At 63.6% G+C, this 15,109-nt stretch carries 12 protein-coding genes and 1 tRNA gene; 2 read left to right on the forward strand and 11 right to left on the reverse strand.

Going from position 1 to position 15,109, the window contains the following annotated elements:
- Window positions 1-142 precede the first annotated feature (142 nt).
- The 7 genes from KHP16_RS03830 to pepN all read right to left on the reverse strand — a co-directional run bounded on the left by KHP16_RS03830 (window position 143) and on the right by pepN (window position 8,438).
- Complete coding sequence (locus tag KHP16_RS03830) at window positions 143-820, reverse strand: DUF1120 domain-containing protein (RefSeq protein WP_121491171.1); 678 nt, start codon at window positions 818-820, stop codon at window positions 143-145.
- A gap of 821 nt (window positions 821-1,641) precedes the next feature.
- Window positions 1,642-2,319 carry a DUF1120 domain-containing protein gene (locus KHP16_RS03835; RefSeq protein WP_211959609.1) on the reverse strand — a complete coding sequence of 226 codons (678 nt, stop codon included), beginning with the start codon at window positions 2,317-2,319 and terminating at the stop codon, window positions 1,642-1,644.
- A gap of 234 nt (window positions 2,320-2,553) precedes the next feature.
- A complete protein-coding gene (locus KHP16_RS03840; protein WP_211959610.1) occupies window positions 2,554-3,300 on the reverse strand; it encodes a DUF1120 domain-containing protein in 747 nt (248 codons plus the stop codon).
- Between the two features lie 95 nt (window positions 3,301-3,395).
- The gene (locus KHP16_RS03845; protein WP_211959611.1) at window positions 3,396-4,145 is read right to left on the reverse strand and encodes a DUF1120 domain-containing protein; all 750 of its coding nucleotides are present in this window, start codon (window positions 4,143-4,145) and stop codon (window positions 3,396-3,398) included.
- A gap of 203 nt (window positions 4,146-4,348) precedes the next feature.
- Window positions 4,349-4,424, reverse strand: a tRNA-Thr gene (locus KHP16_RS03850).
- Window positions 4,425-4,633: 209 nt separating this feature from the next.
- Window positions 4,634-5,650 (reverse strand): class 1 fructose-bisphosphatase, encoded by a 1,017-nt coding sequence (locus tag KHP16_RS03855; protein WP_115951950.1) that lies wholly within the window; start codon window positions 5,648-5,650, stop codon window positions 4,634-4,636.
- A gap of 91 nt (window positions 5,651-5,741) precedes the next feature.
- Window positions 5,742-8,438 (reverse strand): aminopeptidase N, encoded by a 2,697-nt coding sequence (gene pepN, locus KHP16_RS03860; protein WP_211959612.1) that lies wholly within the window; start codon window positions 8,436-8,438, stop codon window positions 5,742-5,744.
- Between the two features lie 197 nt (window positions 8,439-8,635).
- Between pepN and KHP16_RS03865 the strand changes: the two genes are divergently transcribed.
- Together KHP16_RS03865 and KHP16_RS03870 are read left to right on the forward strand one after the other, a co-directional pair.
- Window positions 8,636-9,304, forward strand: a complete 669-nt coding sequence (locus KHP16_RS03865) for a DUF4136 domain-containing protein (RefSeq protein ID WP_179592877.1) — start codon at window positions 8,636-8,638, stop codon at window positions 9,302-9,304.
- Between the two features lie 201 nt (window positions 9,305-9,505).
- The gene (locus tag KHP16_RS03870; protein ID WP_109581706.1) at window positions 9,506-11,836 is read left to right on the forward strand and encodes an NADP-dependent malic enzyme; all 2,331 of its coding nucleotides are present in this window, start codon (window positions 9,506-9,508) and stop codon (window positions 11,834-11,836) included.
- Between the two features lie 117 nt (window positions 11,837-11,953).
- On the opposite strand, the gene KHP16_RS03875 is transcribed toward KHP16_RS03870, so the two are convergent.
- From KHP16_RS03875 to puuE, 4 genes are all read right to left on the reverse strand, one after another.
- Window positions 11,954-12,199, reverse strand: a complete 246-nt coding sequence (locus tag KHP16_RS03875) for a hypothetical protein (protein WP_109581705.1) — start codon at window positions 12,197-12,199, stop codon at window positions 11,954-11,956.
- A 155-nt stretch (window positions 12,200-12,354) separates the two neighbouring features.
- Window positions 12,355-13,443 carry a porin gene (locus tag KHP16_RS03880; RefSeq protein WP_109581704.1) on the reverse strand — a complete coding sequence of 363 codons (1,089 nt, stop codon included), beginning with the start codon at window positions 13,441-13,443 and terminating at the stop codon, window positions 12,355-12,357.
- A 169-nt stretch (window positions 13,444-13,612) separates the two neighbouring features.
- Window positions 13,613-14,140: a 2-oxo-4-hydroxy-4-carboxy-5-ureidoimidazoline decarboxylase gene (gene uraD, locus KHP16_RS03885; RefSeq protein WP_211959613.1), complete on the reverse strand. Its 528-nt coding sequence runs from the start codon at window positions 14,138-14,140 to the stop codon at window positions 13,613-13,615.
- Window positions 14,137-15,093 (reverse strand): allantoinase PuuE, encoded by a 957-nt coding sequence (gene puuE, locus KHP16_RS03890; RefSeq protein ID WP_415831426.1) that lies wholly within the window; start codon window positions 15,091-15,093, stop codon window positions 14,137-14,139. The genes uraD and puuE overlap by 4 nt, the downstream gene beginning before the upstream one ends.
- Window positions 15,094-15,109 lie beyond the last annotated feature (16 nt).

A 15,109-nucleotide genomic window follows, 5' to 3' on the forward strand; every position in this document is an offset into this window, starting at 1 on the left:
CGGTATGGCGGGCCATGTTGATGTGGCGCTGCGACGGCGTTGCAACGACATTAGTTGATATCTAGAGAAAGGCGGCACTGGATTGCAAGGTGACCCGATTTATAAATGCAGGCCCTTCTCTCAATTCGTGCCGTTTCACTAATTAGAGATACTTCACCATCAGCGTAGCAACGCCATCGATGGGAATCTCCTGGGTCAGTGCAGGAAGTTCACTGGTGCGGCCGATGCCAAGTGTGATCTTCAGGGGTTGCGTGATGTTCTTGTAGCTACCGGGAATCAGAGTGCCGGTGGGGGCCCATGACATCACGCGCGCTGCGTCGTTTGTCGTTGCGAGAGATGCGTTGTTAGCCCACGTGGCACCCGAGTCATGCGAGTTGATCCGATCGACATTTGTGCCGTCTGCAGTCTGCGTTTGGCTCGTGCCTCGCATGTCAATCGTGTAAGTCCCAATATTCTTGCCACTTACACTTCCGACCCCAAACCATGCGGTGCTGTTGTTGAAGATTGCTTGGCCCGCAGCCGTGTTCGCTGTTCCCGCTCGGCCATCGACAGTGTTCCAGCCAACTTTGGTTGCCGCATCGCAGGAAATGGTGAATGAGGTTTCCTTCGAGGGGAGAATAGTGGGCGCAGTTGCACTCAGTGTGCTAGCCACAATAGTGCCAAAATCAACAATAGCACCGCCGGCGAAGGTGACATTGCAAGCTGCGGGCTTGATAACACCCTTTACGGACAGGTCGGCCGTTTCGGCGGCGAAGGCGGCGCCGGAAGCGGCGGCAAACAGGATGGAGGCGAGGGCGGTGTTGCGAATAGTCGTGTTCATGATGTTGCGATGTATCTCAGAGTTAAGAAGTCGTGTTCGCGCTGGAACGACTGAAGTTTGGTCGTTGGACGGCTATCTCTGAATCGCAAAATCTTTAAAAGCGGAAAGCTCCGCCGGGTTAGTAGAACTGCTATGAAAATGGCGGCGTAGCGTGACAGCTTGGGCACAGAAAAGCCCGCGGAGCTGTGGCGGCGCGGGCGTGAGTCCATCTCCTTGTCGAGTCCTGGTTATCGTTGGGCGACATCCACGCGCGACGATGCGGATTCCTCGACGCCTTTTCGGAAGGATCGCCCGGCCCCAACATCCTCTTCGTCGCGCTGTGCGGCTGGCAGGTAGCCGGCCACCCCAAGGCACCTTCGCCGCCATGACCGGCATGATCGGCCCCCTGAGCCTCATCGCCCTGAGCTTTCGAATACTCCGCCGGCCGAGCACCGCACGCCCATTGGCCCAACCTGATCAAAAAGGGCCTCTCAGTTCTGATCGGCCTGCTGATGTCCACCGGCTGGCTACTCGCAGCCAGCGTAGACCACAGTTGGACCGCCATCGCGGTCACACTGCTGACGGTATGGCTGATGCTGACGACGAAGGTGCACCCGCTGGCGCTGGTGGCGCTGGGGCGGGGTTGTTGGGGTTGGTGTGAGAAAGGTCGAATGCTATAGGTAACGCAAATGGCCCGCCGGTATGGCGGGCCATGTTGATGTGGCGCTGCGACGGCGTTGCAGCGACGGATTAGTTGATATCTAGAGAAAGGCGGCACTGGATTGCAAGGTGACCCGATTTATAAATGCAGGCCCTTCTCTCAATTCGTGCCGTTTCACTAATTAGAGATATTTCACCATCAGCGTAGCAACGCCATCGATGGGAATCTCCTGGGTCAGTGCAGGAAGTTCACTGGTGCGGCCGATGCCAAGTGTGATCTTCAGGGGTTGCGTGATGTTCTTGTAGCTACCGGGAATCAGAGTGCCGGTGGGGGCCCATGACATCACGCGCGCTGCGTCGTTTGTCGTTGCGAGAGATGCGTTGTTAGCCCAGGTGGCACCCGAGTCATGCGAGTTGATCCGATCGACATTTGTGCCGTCTGCAGTCTGCGTTTGGCTTGTGCCTCGCATGTCAATCGTGTAAGTCCCAATATTCTTGCCACTTACACTTCCGACCCCAAACCATGCGGTGCTGTTGTTGAAGATTGCTTGGCCCGCAGCCGTGTTCGCTGTTCCCGCTCGGCCATCGACAGTGTTCCAGCCAACTTTGGTTGCCGCATCGCAGGAAATGGTGAATGAGGTTTCCTTCGAGGGGAGAATAGTGGGCGCAGTTGCACTCAGTGTGCTAGCCACAATAGTGCCAAAATCCACAATAGCACCGCCGGCGAAGGTGACATTGCAAGCTGCGGGCCTGATAACACCCTTTACGGACAGGTCAGCCGTTTCGGCGGCGAAGGCGGCGCCGGAAGCGGCGGCAAACAGGATGGAGGCGAGGGCGGTGTTGCGAATAGTCGTGTTCATGATGTTGCGATGTTTCTCAGAGTTAAGAAGTTGTGTTCGCGCTGGAACGACTGAAGTTTGGTCGTTGGACGGCTATCTCTGAATCGTAAAAAAGCTAAAAACGGAAAAGGCCTCATAGTTCGTAAATCGGCTATGCCGCGAGGGGAAAATTCCGGCCGAACGTGCCGGGAATGTCATGCTTTGACGCGCCCTGGATTGGCGATGTGACGGCATCGTTTGGTGACAATTCTGCATTTACAGATACTTCACCTGGAACGTCATGACGCCATCGAGTGGAATCGCGTCGATCAGCGGTGGGAGGTCGTTTCGTTTCGCGATGGCGAAGTCCAGGCGCCACTGTTGGGAGATGGTTTTGTAGGCGCCGGGGCTCGATGCGCCGGCGGGGGACCAGGCGTGGGTGCGGTGTTCTGGTTCGGCCCAGTCGGTGGGCATGGTGTTGCTCCACGATTGGCCGTTGTCCTGCGAGAAGAGGATCGCTGCTTCGGCGCCGTCGGCTGTGGTCGTCGTGTCTTCGTCGCGTCGGAGGGTGTACGCGCCGACCGGGCGCCCGTCGATGTTGCCGGCGCCGTACCACGCCGTGCTGGATGCGTTGATGGCGCTGCCCGCCGCCGGATCGGCAGTGCCTTTGCGGCCGTCGATCGTGGTGACGGCGATCCTGGTGGCGGCGTCGCACTGGATCGTGAGGGAAAACGACGTGGCGGTCAGGCGGGTGATGTCGGTGGGGCTGAGCGACGAAGCGGCGATGGTGCCGAAATCGACGACGGCGTCGCTGGACAGGTTGACGTTGCAGGCAGAGGGCTTGATCGCGCCTTTGACCGAGAGATCTGCCGAGTCGGCGGCGGTGGCAGCCCCGATGGCTGTGGCGATGGCAGTGACCGTCAAGAGACCGGCTAAGGCGGTGCGTGGCAGGTGCATGGCGCTTCGATTCGTGAGGGGAAAGAGCGGCGTGTGGCCGCGACGAATCGAAGTATGGGTCGGCATGGAGGAGGCCAGAATCGTCAGAGGCCTAAAAAACTGAAACGGCCACTGACGATAGGAAGCGCGATCGGCAGTGGCCTGGCGCTTGTGTTGAAGGCCTACAAATACCTGATCGAGAACGTGGCCGAGCCGTCGATCGGGATGTCCCGTGTCAGAGGCGGGAGCGTCAGCGCGGGAGCGATCGCGACCGTGATGCGGATCGTCTGCGCGATGATCCTGTAGGCGCCCGGTACCTGCGCGCCCAGACCGGCCCACGTGAACATGGTCGGGTTTCCGGTGGCGCCGTTTCCAGCCGCGGTGCCGCCCGCGGTGCCCAACGTCCGCCATGCCCGGCCACGCTCCGAGCGCAAGACATCGACAGGCTCGCTGTCCGCGACCGCCGCGCCGGCATCGGTCGAGAACTGCACGTTGTACGCGCCCACGTTTCTGCCCCCCACGGCGTTCAGGCCGAAGAGCACGTCCGGGCCTCGAGCCGGCAATACATCGCCCGCCGCGGCGTCCGCCGTGCCGGCCCGGTTGTCCATCGAGACGACACCGACCTTGGTCGGGGTATCGCACGTAATGGTCAGCGCCACGTCCTTTGCGGGCAATCGTGTGGGTCCGGCATGGCTCAGTGACGTGACGGGAATCGTGCCGAAATCGACGATGCCGCCTCCGGAGAGCGTCGGAGTGCATGCCGAGGGCTTGATGACGCCCCGGATCGTCAGTTGCGCCGACTCGGCGGCATGGGCGCCGCCGCCGGCGAGCGCGGTGCAAAGGATGCAGGCGATGCGGAAGAGGACCGTGTTGCGAAAGGTTGTGACCATGATGTGGCGAGCGATTGCAGAGTTGAGGGAGAAGGTGTTCACGCTTAAACGAACCGAGTGTGAAGGTTCATGCGTGGTCTCTGAATCGCAGAAGTCTTTAAATGCAGAATTGTCTGCAGAGTTCGTCAAGCTGCCATGGCAAACCATGCGGTGCGCAAGATGACCCGCGCTGCGCCGGGACGACAAAAAACCCGCGGAGCTTGCGCTGCGCGGGTTTCGAAAACTGCAGATCTTGAATGCTTACATGGTGCCGAAGAGAGGAATCGAACCCCCGACCTTCTCATTACGAATGAGCTGCTCTACCGACTGAGCTACTTCGGCCCACCCCGTTGCGTTTTGTTTCGCATCGGATAGAGACCGCGATATTAGCAGCCACTTCGAGCTTTGTGAAGCCCCCGATCCATTTTTTTTGTGCAGCGCACGTGCAGGTCTCTGCGCACGCGATCGGAAAAGGCCGGGCGGAATGATCAAATAAAAACCCCCTCTCCATGGAGAGGGGGCAGGCACGGGTGAGCAGGGGCGGACGGCGATCAAGCCTTCCCTTCCGCCTCCCTGTGATAACGCGTGACGCGATCCACTTCGTTCTTCGAGCCGAGGATCACCGACACGCGTTGATGCAGCTTGGTCGGCTCCACATCGAGAATCCGATCGATCCCGTTGGTCGCCGCGCCGCCCGCCTGCTCGACGAGCATGGCCATCGGGTTGGCTTCGTACATCAGGCGCAGCTTGCCCGGCTTGTCCGGATCGCGCTTGTCCCACGGATACATGAAGATGCCGCCGCGCGTCAGGATGCGGTGCACGTCCGCGACCATCGAGGCCACCCAGCGCATGTTGAAGTTCTTGCCGCGCGGACCTTCCTCGCCTTGCAGACACTCGTCGATGTACTGGCGCACGGGCGGGGCCCAGTGGCGCATGTTGGACATGTTGATCGCGAATTCCTTGGTGTCTTCCGGAATCTTCACGTCCTGCTGCGTCAGCACGAAGCTGCCCGCCTCCCGATCGAGCGTGAACATGTGCACGCCGTTGCCGACGGTCAGCACCAGCGTGGTCTGCGGGCCGTAGACGGCGTAGCCGGCGGCGACCTGATGCGTGCCCGGCTGCATGAAGTCGGCCTCGGTCACGGTCTGGCCCGGCTTCGGCATGTGCAGCACCGAGAAGATGGTGCCGATCGACACGTTGACGTCGATGTTCGAGGAGCCGTCGAGCGGATCGAACAGCAGCAGGTACTCGCCCTTCGGATAGCGGTTCGGGATCTCGTAGAACGAATCCATTTCCTCCGACGCCATGGCCGCGAGGTGGCCACCCCATTCGTTGGCGTCCAGCAGCACTTCATTGGCGATCACGTCGAGCTTCTGCTGCGTTTCGCCCTGCACGTTGCCGGTACCGGCCGACCCGAGCACGCCCGCGAGGGCGCCCTTGCTGACGGCGTTGGAGATGGCCTTGCAGGCGCGCGCGACCACTTCGATCAGCAGCCGCAGCTCGGGCTGGATCGTGTTGTGCTTGCGCTGCTCCTCGACCAGATATCGGGTGAGACTGATGCGTGTCATGGTGGGTTCTCCTTGGATCGGCGCCATTCTACCGTGGCGCCGCCTGTGTCGAGCCTAAATGTCCTCTATGTCAGCCAATCAGGCTGGTCAATCAGGCCGACAGCGATTTGCCCACGATCTCGCGCACGTCGCGGGACAGCGTCGAGGACGCCGACACGCGTTCCAGCGCGCGGCGCATGCGGTCGCGCAGCGGCAGCGCGTACTTCTGCCAGCGGTCCATCACGCGCGCCAGCCGTGCGGCCACCTGCGGATTGATCGCATCGAGCGCGAGCACCTGATCCGCCCAGAACTCGTAACCCGAGCCATCCTCGGCGTGGAACTGCGCCGGGTTGCCCGAGCAGAAGCTGAAGATGAGCGAGCGCGCGCGGTTCGGGTTGCGCAGCGTGAAGGCCGGATGTTCCATCAGGTTGCGCACCACGTCGATCGTGCGCTTGCCCGCGTGCGGACCCACTTCGCCGCGCTGCATGCCCTGCAGCGAGAACCACTTGTCGATGACGAGCGCGTCGTTCTCGAAGCGCTGATAGAAGTCCGCCAGCGCGTGCTCGCGGCCCGGCGCGAAGCTGTTGACCAGCGCGGACAGCGCGGCGAAGCGGTCCGTCATGTTGCCCGCCTCCGCGTAGTGGCGATCCGCCAGCGCCTGCATGTCGGCATCGCCCGTGTCCGCCAGATAGCCGAGCGCGAGGTTGCGCAGCGCGCGGCGCGCGGCGGAATCGGCGTCGGGCGAGTACGGGCCGGGCGTCGCGTTGGACTCGTACGCGGCCAGCCATTCGGCCTTGAGCGCGCGCGCGAGGCCTTCGCGCAGAAACAGCCGCGCGCGGTGGATCGCGGCGGGATCGGCCACGCCCATGCGTTCGGCGAGGTAGGCCTCGGCCGGCAGCATCAGCGCCTGTTCGCGGAAGGCGGGGTTCAGCGCGCCGTCGGTGAGCACCGTGCGGAACGCCTCGACGAGCGCCTTGCTGAGCTTGAGCTCGCGGCCGGCCTGCGCATCGCCGACGAGTTCGAGCAGCACGCGCGTCGCCAGGCGCTGGCCCGCTTCCCAGCGGTTGAACGGGTCGCTGTCGTGCTCGAGCAGGAACGTCAGCGCGCTGTCGCTGTATTCGTAGTCGACGATGACGGGCGCCGAAAAATTGCGCAGCAGCGAAGGCGTCGGGGCCTCGCCCTTTGGCAGGCCGACGAAGCGAAAGGTCTGCTCGGCCTGCGTGAAATCGAGCACGCGGGTGGTGTCTCCCGCCGCGGCTTCGCCCGCCAGCTGCAGCGGCAGGTCCTCGCCATCCTTGCCGATGAGGCCGATCGCGAACGGAATATGGAACGGTTGCTTCTCCGGCGTGCCGGCGCGCGTCTCGATGCCGACCTTCGGGCAACGCTGGGCCAGCGTCACGTCCAGCGTACCGGCATCCGCGTTCCATGCGGTGCGCACGGTCACCACCGGCGTGCCCGCCTGGCTGTACCAGAGGCCGAACTGCGTCAGGTCGCGGTTATTCGCATCCGCCATCGCGCGACGGAAGTCGTCGCACGTCACGGCCTGCCCGTCATGGCGTTCGAAATACAGATCCATGCCCTTGCGGAAGCCATCGCGGCCGAGCAGGGTCTGGTACATGCGCACGACCTCGGCGCCTTTCTCGTACACCGTGACGGTATAGAAGTTGTTGATCTCCTCGTAGCTGTCGGGTCGCACCGGGTGCGCCATCGGACCGGCATCTTCGGGGAACTGCACCTGCCGCAGCACGCGTACGTCCTCGATGCGCTTGACCGCGCGCCCCGACTCCGAGCCCATCATGTCCGCCGAGAACTCCTGATCGCGGAACACCGTCAGGCCTTCCTTCAGCGATAACTGGAACCAGTCGCGGCACGTCACGCGGTTGCCGGTCCAGTTGTGGAAGTACTCGTGGCCGACCACGGACTCGATATTGGCGAAGTCCACATCGGTAGCAGTCTGCGCGTTGGCCAGCACGTACTTGGTGTTGAAGATGTTGAGGCCCTTGTTCTCCATCGCGCCCATGTTGAAGTCGCCGACGGCGACGATCATGAAGCGGTCGAGATCGAGCTCGAGGCCGAAGCGGCGCTCATCCCAATGGATCGAGTTGATCAGCGAGTCCATCGCATGGCGCGTCTTGTCGAGGTCCTGCGCCTCCACCCAGACCTGCAGCAGCTTCTCCTTGCCGGACGCGGAGGTGATTCGCTCCTCGATGCATTCGAGCTTGCCGCCCACGAGCGCGAACAGGTACGACGGCTTGCGGAACGGATCTTCCCAGACGGCTTCGTGGCGGCCATCGGGCAGGTCGCGTTCGCTCAGCAGATTGCCGTTGGACAGCAGCACCGGATAGGCGGCACGATCCGCGCGCAGCGTGACGCGGTAGGTCGTCATCACGTCCGGGCGATCGAGGAAGTACGTGATGCGGCGGAAGCCTTCGGCCTCGCACTGCGTGAAGAAATTGCCGTTGGAGACGTACAGGCCGGACAGCGTGGTGTTGGCGGCCGGGTTGCACGCGGTGGTGATCTCCAGCGTGCCCTGCGCGGGCAGGCCGGTCAGCGTGAGCGAGCCCGTCGCGGTGGTCACACCGGAGAACGGCTCGCCATCGAGGCGCACGCCGACCAGTTCGAGCTCCTCGCCGGCGAGCACCAGCGGCGCATCGGCGGCCGCGCCGGGCGCGCGATGAAACCCCAGCGTGCTCGTGACGACCGTGCGTTGCGGATCGAGTTCGAGCACCAGATCGACATGGTCGATCGCAAACGCGGGCGGAGTATAGTCCTTGCGATAGACGGTAACGGGCGTATCGGTGCGGAGCATGGGAAATCCTGTGTTCGGAAATCGGGGTGGGGCGACGCGTGGCCGGTCACGCCGGTCTGGGCGCCGAAGTCCTCATTGTAGCCAACGGGGTTGAAGGAGGTCGGCTCGGGGAGCGCGGCCTTGGGAACACGCGTCAGCGCGGCCGGTCTGAATAGCGTGGTACGAACGTTCAATAAGAAGGCGGGGAAGGATCGAATATGTGGCAATACATTTCCAACCGGCTGGGGCTGGCCTTGCTGGCCGCGCTCTGGCTTTCCGGCTGCGCGAGCACCATCACCACCGAGGTCACCGCCTTCCGCCAGCCGGAGTGGCAGAACGACGCGCCCAGGACTTACGCCTTCGAGAACACGGCGCAACAGGCCGCTCAGCAGGAGGTACAGCTCGAGCGCACCACGTACGAGCAATGGCTCGCGGCGGCGCTGTCGGGCGTGGGATTCGAACAATTGCCGGCGGGCAAGGCACGGTATCTGGTCAGCATGGACTATGACGCGGTCCCCGGCATGGTGCGCGTGGCGGAGACCGTCTATGCGGACCCGTGGTACGGACCGTGGGGCCCGTACTGGGGGCCTTATGGCGGCTACGGTGGCTGGTATCGACCCTACGGCCCGTGGGGTTGGGGCCCGGGCTACTGGCCGCCGCAGACCGTCGTGCGCGACGTGCCCGTGACGTTCGCCAGCCTGCGGGTGTTCTTCAAGGATGCGAAGTCCGGCAAGCGCGTCTATCAGGTCACCGCGCGCAATACCACCGAGGGCGGTAGCCTCGCGGGCGTTATGCCCTATATGATCCGCAGCGCGTTTGCCGACTTTCCGGGCGAAAGCGGCCGGCCGAGGCGCGTGACACTGGAGGTGGAGAAGGCCAAACAGTAGGGCAGACAGGAGGCCAGACAGTAGGTCGGCCGGAGGCAACTCTGGTAGTACGGAAACTGAAGAGAAGAAGGCCCACCGCGCGAGCGCGCTGGGCTAGAATGGCTGCTCGAATTTTTCGGCCCTTGCCTATCGACATCGCTCATCGACATCGACTATCGACGTCGGACATCGTCGGGCAGGGCCTCATCCCGGACGAGCAGAATGACCAGCAAGACTACCGGTGCAGCGGATGCTGCGCCGCAACACGCCCCCAACAGTCCTGAAGCGCAACTGCGCCTCGCCGCACTCGAATATCACCGTAGTCCCACCAAGGGCAAGATCCAGGTCACGGCAACCAAGGCGCTGTCGAACCAGCGCGATCTGTCGCTGGCGTACTCGCCGGGCGTAGCGTATGCCTGCGAAGAGATCGCGAAGGATCCGGCGATGGCCGCCGAGTACACCTCGCGCGCGAACCTCGTGGCCGTGGTGACCAACGGTACGGCGGTGCTGGGGCTGGGCGACATCGGTCCGCTCGCCGGCAAGCCCGTGATGGAGGGCAAGGGCTGCCTGTTCAAGAAGTTCGCTGGCATCGATGTGTTCGACATCGAGCTCGATGCGCATGATCCGGACAAGATCGTCGAGATCGTGGCCGCGCTGGAGCCGACGCTCGGCGGCGTGAACCTCGAGGACATCAAGGCGCCCGAGTGCTTCTACATCGAGAAGAAGCTGCGCGAGCGCATGAACATTCCCGTCTTCCACGACGATCAGCACGGTACCGCGATCATCTCCGCGGCGGCGCTGCTGAACGGCCTGAAGGTGGTGGGCAAGGAAATCGGCAACGTCAAGGTGGCGGTGTCGGGCGCGGGTGCCGCGGCGATCGCGTGCCTGGACACGATGGTGAGCCTGGGCGTCAAGCGCGAGAACGTCTATGTGGTGGACTCGAAGGGCGTGATCCATGTGGGCCGCGACGCCAACATGGAAGCCAACAAGGCGCGCTACGCGCAGGACACCACGGCCCGTACGCTGGCCGACATCGTCAATGGCGCGGACGTGTTCCTGGGTTGCTCGACCGCTGGCGTGCTGACCGGCGACATGGTCAAGACGATGGCGGACAAGCCCATCATCCTGGCGCTGGCCAACCCGGAACCGGAAATCCGGCCGGAAGTCGCCAAGGCCGCGCGGCCCGACTGCATCATCGCGACCGGCCGTTCGGACTACCCGAACCAGGTCAACAACGTGCTCTGCTTCCCGTACATCTTCCGTGGCGCGCTCGATTGCGGCGCGACCAAGATCACGGAAGAAATGAAGCTCGCGTGCGTGAAGGCGATCGCCGAGCTGGCCGAGGCCGAGCTCAATGACGCCGTGGCCGCCGCTTACGGTGGCGCCGAGCTCAAGTTCGGTCCCGACTACATCATCCCGACGCCGTTCGACCAGCGCCTGATCGAGAAGATTGCACCGGCCGTGGCCAAGGCGGCCGAGGAATCGGGCGTGGCGACGCGTCCGATCAAGGACCTCGAAGCCTATCGCCAGCAACTGACGCACTACGTCTATCACACCGGCCTGATGATGAAGCCGGTGTTCACTGCCGCCAAGGCCGCGCCGAAGCGCGTCGCCTACGCCGAGGGCGAGGAAGAACGCGTGCTGCGCGCGGTGCAGAGCGTGGTCGACGAAGGCCTCGCGCGTCCGATCCTGATCGGCCGCCCGCACGTGATCCAGATGCGTATCGAGAAGGCGGGCCTGCGCCTGCGTCCGGGCGTGGACTTCGAACTCGTGAACCCCGAGGACGATCCGCGTTATCGCGCGTACCACGAGGCCTACCACGCGCTGCGTGGCCGCGATGGCGTCACGCCGGACATGGCCAAGGTGGCGCTGCGCCGCTCCAACACCCTCATCGGCACCATGCTGATGCACATGGGCGATGCGGATGCGCTGCTGTGCGGCACGGTGGGCCGCTTCGAGGGCCACCTCGAGCACGTGCGCGACGTCATCGGCATGAAGCCCGAGGCCAAGGTGTTCGCGGCGATGAACGCGCTGATGCTCGAGAAATACACGCTGTTCATCACCGACACGTTCGTCAACGACGATCCCACGGCCGAAGAACTCGCGTGCATCACGCAGCTGGCCGCCGAGGAAATCTCGCGCTTCGGCCTGCACCCGAAGGTCGCGCTGATGTCGCACTCGATGTTCGGGTCCTCCACGCGTCCGTCGGCCCGCAAGATGCGCGAGGCCGCCGAGATCCTGTCGCAGGTAGCGCCGCACCTCGAGGTGGAAGGCGAGATGCAGGGCGACGCCGCGCTGGTGGAGGACGTGCGCCGTCACTTCCTGCCGACGACCAAGCTGGCGGGCAGCGCCAACCTGCTGGTCATGCCGACGCTGGACGCGGCCAACATCGCGTTCAACCTGCTCAAGATCACGGGTGGCCAGGGCGTGACCGTCGGTCCGATCCTGCTGGGCGCGGCCAAGCCCGTGCACATCCTCAACCCGCAGGCCACGACGCGCCGGATCGTCAATATGACGGCGGTGGCGGTAGCGGAGGCTGGCGCGCTGCGTTGAGTTAGGGGTGGGCCCGCGTTGGGCCCGCATTGGGCCAGCATTGGGCCCACGTCAGCGCTACGCCCTAAAAAAAAGCCGGGTCCTTGGACCCGGCTTTTCCTTTCCCTGTGTGCGCAGCTATTGCAACACGTTGTACTGCTCGCGCATGACCACGATGATGGAGCGCGCGGCCGCGAGCTGCTGCGTCACGTCGTCGAAGGTATCCTCGCGGAAGTCCACTTCCGCGCTCCAGTTGCAACCGGTGTGATCGGGCCGGTGCACGCGCATCGCGTGCAGCTCCACCTCACCGCACTCTGGATTGTTATCCAGGCACTGGCTCAGGATTGCCATCAATTCCGAACGGGTTTTCGCATAGCGCCGCATGAGTCACCTCACTCGTTCCTGTCTCGGGGTTCCGGCACAGAGTCCGGAAACCCATTTAAGGACTGTGAGGAGACTGTCGCCAATTGAATCCGTCTATGGAGTGCCCGCTTTCAATCTCGCTTCAATGCCGCAGCGCGGCATATTAGCGAGCCGCGTCAGAACTTGTGACGGATGCCTACCCCGAAACTGTCGCCGTGCTCGATGCCGGTGATCTTGTCGTAGTAGTAGGCCGCGTACACGTCCGTGCGTTTCGACAGGTTGTAGTCGTAGGCCAGCGCGAACGTATTGCGCTTGAAGTCCGAGACGGCGTTCTCGGTCTTGCCGTACGCGTACGTCGCCAGCACCGCTCCCGCGCCCACCGGCACCGACGCGCCGACCTGGCCGTTCGTATGCTTGATGTCGCCGTTCGGATTGGCCGCGCTGATGCTCGTCTTGATGTACTGCGCCTGGGCGAACAGCTTGACGATGGTGAAGTCGTACGAGATACCGCCCTGCACCGCGGTCTGCTTGCTGACACCAGTCAGCAGCGGGTTCGTCGAGTTCGTGACATCGAACGGCGCGTTGTCGAACTTGACCTGCTGGAACGCCAGCGTCGCGCCGAAGTTGCCATTGAAGTAGGTCACGTTGCCGCCCCACTTGTTCTGGCTGTAGTTGCCCGCGTTCTCCCCCAGGCCGTAGATGAAGTTGGCGGTCAGGCCGCCCCACGTCGGCGTGGAGTACAGCAGCGAGTTGTTCCAGCCCGAGTCGCCGATGATGCCCGGATCGAACACCGTGCCGTTGGCGGCCGTCAGGTACGTGTGGAACACCATCGGCGAGAACACGTACGAGTCGATCAGCGGGTTGAAGATGATCGTCGAGACGAAGTAGGGCGTCGTGTTGCGGCCGAGCTTCAGCGTACCGTAGTTGCTGTTCTCGAGGCCGACGAACGCGTTACGGCTGAACATCGAGTCGCCATCGAAGCGGCCGACGCGGCCGTTGTCGGTCCGGTAGAACGCGTTGAGGTCGAAGATCGCGCGCGTGCCGGCGCCGAGGTCTTCCGAACCCTTGATGCCCCAGTAGGACGTCTGCATGCCGCCCGAGTTCGCCACGAAGGCGCGCTCGCCAGTGCCCGGACTTTTGATGCCGCCGACAAACATATCGGCCTGGCCGTAAAGCGTGACGCCCGATTGCGCCAGGGTGGCGCCCGAATACAGGACAGCCGCGATCGCCGCCAGCTTGAGAGCCGGCTTGTAGTGCTTCGACATGGGTAAAGACCTCCGTGGTTTGAAACTGCGCCGAACGTTGTGCTGGGCCGCTGTGGGTCGCCGGCGCGGCGCGCCTCTGACGGGCGCTGCCGCAATCCGGCGCGGCATACGACGTTCGTGCTCTCTCTTCTTTCTCTTCCGTATTGTTGTTATCCGGCCATGTTTTGGCTCAGCCGGATACTAAGTCGTCGAGTCGAAACTGCGCAATGCGATGAATCTGGTTGATGCACGTTTGCAACTCGACGTCGGGCGCATTGTCGATGCGCCTTGCAAATTCCGCGATGATGCCGTGCCGATCGTAGCCACGGACCGCGAGGATGAATGGAAAGCCGAACTTGCGGTTGTAGTCCGCGTTCAGCTGCTGCAAGCGCTCGAATTCTTCCGGCGTGCACAGGTTGAGGCCCGCGCCGCTTTGTTCGCGCGTGGACTCGTCGGTCAGCTCACCGCGCACGGCGGCCTTGCCCGCGAGTTCCGGGTGCGCGCGTACGAGCGCCAGCTGCGCGTCGCGGCCCGACGCATCGACGGCCTCCCGCAGCGCCGCCGCCAGCGATGCGAGATCGGCAAACGGGCGTTTGCGCGCGGCCGCTTCCGCGAACCACGGCGAGTGTTCGTAGATGCCGCCGAGCACGCGGACGAACTCGGCCTCGGGCATCGCGTTCAGCGCGGCGATGGTGGTATGCGTGCCTGCCGTGCTCATGCCTGCCCTCCGTACGGATGCGCCTCGATCCAGTGACGCGCGATATCGACGCGGCGGCAGATCCAGACCTTGTCGTGCTCCTGCACGTAGTCCAGAAAGCGCTGCAGCGCGCGGAAGCGGCCCGGGCGGCCGAGCAGGCGGCAATGCATGCCGATCGACAGCATCTTGGGACGATCGAGTCCGTTCGGATCGCCTTCTTCGTAGAGCACGTCGAACGCGTCCTTAAGGTACTGGAAGAACTGTTCGCCGGTATTGAAGCCCTGCGGCGTGGCAAAACGCATGTCGTTCGAGTCGAGCGTGTAGGGCACCACGAGGTGCGGCTTCTTTCCGCCGCCCGTGACCTTCACCTCGGTCCAGAAGGGCAGGTCGTCGCCATAGTAGTCGGCGTCGTACAGCAGCCCGCCATGCTCGACCACGAGCCGGCGCGTGTTCGGGCTGTCGCGGCCCGTGTACCAGCCGAGCGGCATCGAGCCGGTCAGCTCTTGGATGATCTCCATGCCGATGCGCATGTGCTCGCGCTCGGTGGCCTCGTCGATGTTCTGGTAGTGGATCCAGCGCCATCCGTGGCAGGCGATCTCGTGACCGAGCTCGACGAACGCGCGCGTGACGTCGGGGTGCCGCTGCAGCGCCATCGATACGCCGAAGATGGTGAGCGGCAGGCCGCGGCGCTCGAACTCGCGCAGGATGCGCCAGACGCCCGCGCGGGAGCCGTATTCGTACACGCCCTCCATGCTCATGTGGCGGTCCGGGTAGGCCGCCGCGCCGATGATCTCGGACAGGAACTGCTCCGAGCCCGCGTCGCCATGGAGCACGTTGTTCTCGCCGCCTTCCTCGTAATTGAGCACGAACTGCAGCGCGACGCGCGCGCCGCCAGGCCAGCGCGCGTGCGGCGGTTCGGCACCGTAGCCGATCAGGTCTCTTGGATAGTGCTGGGAATCTAGGGATTTGCTCATGATGCGCATGGCTCTG

Origin of the sequence: Cupriavidus plantarum, assembly GCF_905397285.1 — a bacterium.
Classification (GTDB): Bacteria; Pseudomonadota; Gammaproteobacteria; order Burkholderiales; family Burkholderiaceae; genus Cupriavidus; species Cupriavidus plantarum.

Excerpts from the sequence above, each read along its gene's own strand:
- KHP16_RS03865 (WP_179592877.1), top strand. The coding sequence starts at position 8,636 with ATGTGGCAATACATTTCCAACCGGCTGGGGCTGGCCTTGCTGGCCGCG.
- puuE (WP_415831426.1), bottom strand. The coding sequence starts at position 15,093 with ATGAGCAAATCCCTAGATTCCCAGCACTATCCAAGAGACCTGATCGGC.
- pepN (WP_211959612.1), bottom strand. The coding sequence starts at position 8,438 with ATGCTCCGCACCGATACGCCCGTTACCGTCTATCGCAAGGACTATACT.
- KHP16_RS03840 (WP_211959610.1), bottom strand. The coding sequence starts at position 3,300 with ATGCCGACCCATACTTCGATTCGTCGCGGCCACACGCCGCTCTTTCCC.
- KHP16_RS03830 (WP_121491171.1), bottom strand. The coding sequence starts at position 820 with ATGAACACGACTATTCGCAACACCGCCCTCGCCTCCATCCTGTTTGCC.
- KHP16_RS03875 (WP_109581705.1), bottom strand. The coding sequence starts at position 12,199 with ATGCGGCGCTATGCGAAAACCCGTTCGGAATTGATGGCAATCCTGAGC.
- KHP16_RS03880 (WP_109581704.1), bottom strand. The coding sequence starts at position 13,443 with ATGTCGAAGCACTACAAGCCGGCTCTCAAGCTGGCGGCGATCGCGGCT.
- uraD (WP_211959613.1), bottom strand. The coding sequence starts at position 14,140 with ATGAGCACGGCAGGCACGCATACCACCATCGCCGCGCTGAACGCGATG.
- KHP16_RS03835 (WP_211959609.1), bottom strand. The coding sequence starts at position 2,319 with ATGAACACGACTATTCGCAACACCGCCCTCGCCTCCATCCTGTTTGCC.
- KHP16_RS03855 (WP_115951950.1), bottom strand. The coding sequence starts at position 5,650 with ATGACACGCATCAGTCTCACCCGATATCTGGTCGAGGAGCAGCGCAAG.
- KHP16_RS03870 (WP_109581706.1), top strand. The coding sequence starts at position 9,506 with ATGACCAGCAAGACTACCGGTGCAGCGGATGCTGCGCCGCAACACGCC.